The 2,958-nt window shown below is 72.9% G+C and carries 2 protein-coding genes and 2 pseudogenes; 3 read left to right on the top strand and 1 reads right to left on the bottom strand.

From position 1 onward, the window contains the following. Positions 1-15 precede the first annotated feature (15 nt). Positions 16-999, bottom strand: coding sequence for an alkaline phosphatase family protein (locus VFZ20_RS05175; RefSeq protein WP_329682770.1), 984 nt, complete (start codon positions 997-999; stop codon positions 16-18). 210 nt (positions 1,000-1,209) lie between these two features. Here VFZ20_RS05175 and VFZ20_RS32885 point away from each other — a divergent pair. The 3 genes and pseudogenes from VFZ20_RS32885 to VFZ20_RS05165 all read left to right on the top strand — a co-directional run. Further along, a pseudogene (locus VFZ20_RS32885) lies at positions 1,210-1,275 on the top strand (zinc-ribbon domain-containing protein); the annotation flags it as partial. Positions 1,276-1,278: 3 nt separating this feature from the next. Then, a complete protein-coding gene (locus tag VFZ20_RS05170; RefSeq protein WP_329682769.1) occupies positions 1,279-2,208 on the top strand; it encodes a hypothetical protein in 930 nt (309 codons plus the stop codon). 311 nt (positions 2,209-2,519) lie between these two features. After that, positions 2,520-2,958, top strand: a pseudogene (locus VFZ20_RS05165) (hypothetical protein); the annotation flags it as partial.

Genomic DNA, 2,958 nt, shown 5'->3' with positions numbered 1-2,958 from the left:
ATGCCGATCGGCCGGCTACTGCCGGTTCGCGTTCCCGGCGGAGCTGGCGTGGGCGGCGGCCGCGGCAGCCTCGGCGGCGGCGATGGCGGACGGCTGGAAGGCCGTGGCCACGGGGCGGCCCTCCCAGCGCGTGGGCACGGGCACGCCCAGAATCCACAGCGCCGTGGCGGCCGTGTCGTAGGTGTGGATTGACGCGGCGATGCGGCCGTTCTGCACGCCGGCGCCCCACGCGATCCACGGGATGTTCACGTCCTCGGGCGCGGCGGTGCCGTGGTCGCGGCCGTGCCCGCCGTGGTCCGCCGTGACGATCACCACCACGTCGTTGCCGTACGCCCGCACGGCCGCGCGGCGAATCTGCTCCACGGCCGCGTCGGCCCGGCGCACGGCCCAGCGGTAGGGCAGCGTCATCCACCCCGCCGAGTGCCCCGCGATGTCGGGGTCGGGAAGGTGGACGAACAGCAGGTCCGGCCGGTTGAACTGCAGGTACTGGATGACGTCCTGCGTGATGCGCGGCGCCAGCACCACCTCGGACCCGCGGGGTGCCTCGACCTCGTCCGGCGCGTCGCCGTGGATGAGGTGGCGGAACTTGGCCTTGCCGAAGAACGCCGCCGTCTCCAGGTGCGCGCTGTCGGCCATGTCGAAGACGGTGGACACGCGCACGCGGCCCTGCGCCTCGACCTGCTCGTCGTTCCAGGTGATGCCGTGCACCGACGGCTCCACGCCCGTGAGCATGCTGGTGTGCGACGGCAGGGTGCGGCTGGGCATGATGGTCTGCGCCTGCAGCGAGTACGCGCCCTCCTGCATCATCCGCTGCAGGTTGCGCGCGCCGGCGGCCTCGATGGCGTCGGGCCGCAGCCCGTCGATGGAGATGACCACCACGTGGCGCGCCAGGGCGCCCGGGCGCGGCTCGGCCGGCCCGAAGGTGCGGGCGCATCCGCTCAGGACGAGCGTGATGGCGCCGAAAACAAGGGCGGCGGTGCGCCGCGACAGGGTCCGCATGGGTGCCCGGGGGTTGAAGGTCCGCTTCCGGTTCCCTAAACTACAACAGGGCTTCGGGTTCCACGCGTTCAGCAAAAAGCTTGCGCAACGCACCCGGCCGAAGTGAATCTTTCACTCACGCGCTCCCGTACGGGCACGCGACCGGCGAAGTTCCGCGCCAACCGTTCGTTCATACGCCGCCCGTGCCCGCGGCGTGGAGGATTTCCCAGGATGTATTGTTCCACCTGCGGGGCCCGGGTCCCGGACGGACACACCCGCTGCGACAACTGCGGCGCTCCCGTGTCGCGCCCCGCCGGATTCGGGGTGCCGGCCGTGCAGACGGCCATGCCCATCGGCGCGCCCATGCCGCTGGTGGTGTGTCCGCGCTGCGGGTTCCAGGGCCAGACCGTCACGTACTTTTCCCAGGGCGGGCACATCGCCGGGCTGCTGGTGCTCACGGCGCTCACGCTGTTCCCGGCGGCCGGCGCGGGCGGGCTGCTGTACTACCTGCTGCGCCACAACCACCGGTCGTGCGCGCGGTGCGGGCACACGCTGGGCAAGACCGACGCGCTGGCCCTGGCCGCCGCCACGCAGGGCGCGGGCGGACTTCCCGTGGCCGCGTCCGAGGCGGACCTGCCGGAGGACGTGGGCCGCTGGAGCAGCATCTGGGGGATCGGCGCCATCATGCTGTTCATGTTCGCGGCCCTCATGCTGATGGTGGCCGTGGGCGAGGGCGAGCCGGTGGCGCTGATGATGGCGCTGTTCTCCGGCGGCGGCGGCTACGCGCTCACCCGCAAGGCGCAGAGCAACCGCGAGGAGCGGCGGCAGGCGCTGGTGGCGGCGCTGCAGCAGCCCGTGCTGCGCCTGGCCGGGCAGCGCGCCGGGCGGCTGACGGTGACGGAGGTGGCGTCGTCGCTGGGCTGGCCCATGCGCCGCGCGGAAAAGGTGCTCAACTCGCTGGAGGACGGGCTGCGCGTGGTGTCGGACATCACCCGCGAAGGCGTGATCGTCTACGAGTTCCGCGAGCTCATGCCCCGTTCGCGCCCCGTGAGCGCCGATGAGATGGATTCCATGCTCACCACGCAGGCGCCCGCGCAGATCCAGCCGCCCGTGCAGCACGTGCGTCCGGGGTACGAGCAGGCGCAGCCCGCGCCCGTGTACGCGCAGCCGGCCCCCGCGCCCGCCGCCGCGCAGGCGCCGCTCCCGCACGACGGCACCCTGAACGCCTAGCCGACTTCGGATCGGTTCGATCAACATCCGCCGGCGCGCTCTCCGCGCCGGCGGATTTTCGTTGGGCGTTGCTCCGCTGCGCGGATCGGCAGGTCTCGCGCGGGCCCCCCCTCCGGGCTCGCGGAGCTCGCCCACCTCCCCCAAAACCCCTGGGGGAGGTTGAACTGCGCCCGCGCATCGTGCCGTGCAGGTTTGGGCGTCACGTTGCCCGGCGGGGCCGCGCGGGTTAGAATTGTCGTCCGACCACGCAGTATCCGCCGGAATTGCCCGCCTCTCGCTGGCCTCTCGCTCAAATCACTGGAGTTTCACCGATGCGCCGCACCGCCACGCATCTCTCGTCGCTCGTTGCCCTTGGCCTGCTGACGCTCGCCGCCTGCTCGGACCGGAACCCGGCATCGCCCCCGGACGGGCCCGCGCCGCTCCCGCCGTCCGCGCTGGCGGCCGTGACGTGCACGGCATCCGTCGCCGACGGCACCGTGGCGTGTGGCGGCGCGAACGGCGTATCCGTGCCGGGCGTGAACGCGGCGGTCATCGGCGGGCAGGGCGTGTACGTGCGGCTGGCGTCGTCCGGAGCGAGCTACGACGGCGCGGACACCTTTCGCGTGAACGTGACGGTGGAGAACCTCATGCCCCAGGCGCTGGGGACGTCGGACGGCGTGACGCCGTCGGCGGACGGGGTGCGCGTCTTCTTCGCGTCCGGGCCCACGGCGACGGGCGGCAGCGGACCCGTGGCGGTGGCGAACGAGGACG

Origin of the sequence: Longimicrobium sp. (assembly GCF_036280135.1) — a bacterium.
GTDB lineage: Bacteria > Gemmatimonadota > Gemmatimonadetes > Longimicrobiales > Longimicrobiaceae > Longimicrobium.
Note: the sequence above shows the minus strand (reverse complement) of the source record. Positions and strands in the feature narration are given on the sequence as shown.

Bases quoted from the DNA above. Each gene is read 5' to 3' on its own strand.
- VFZ20_RS05175 (WP_329682770.1), bottom strand. From the start codon at position 999: ATGCGGACCCTGTCGCGGCGCACCGCCGCCCTTGTTTTCGGCGCCATC.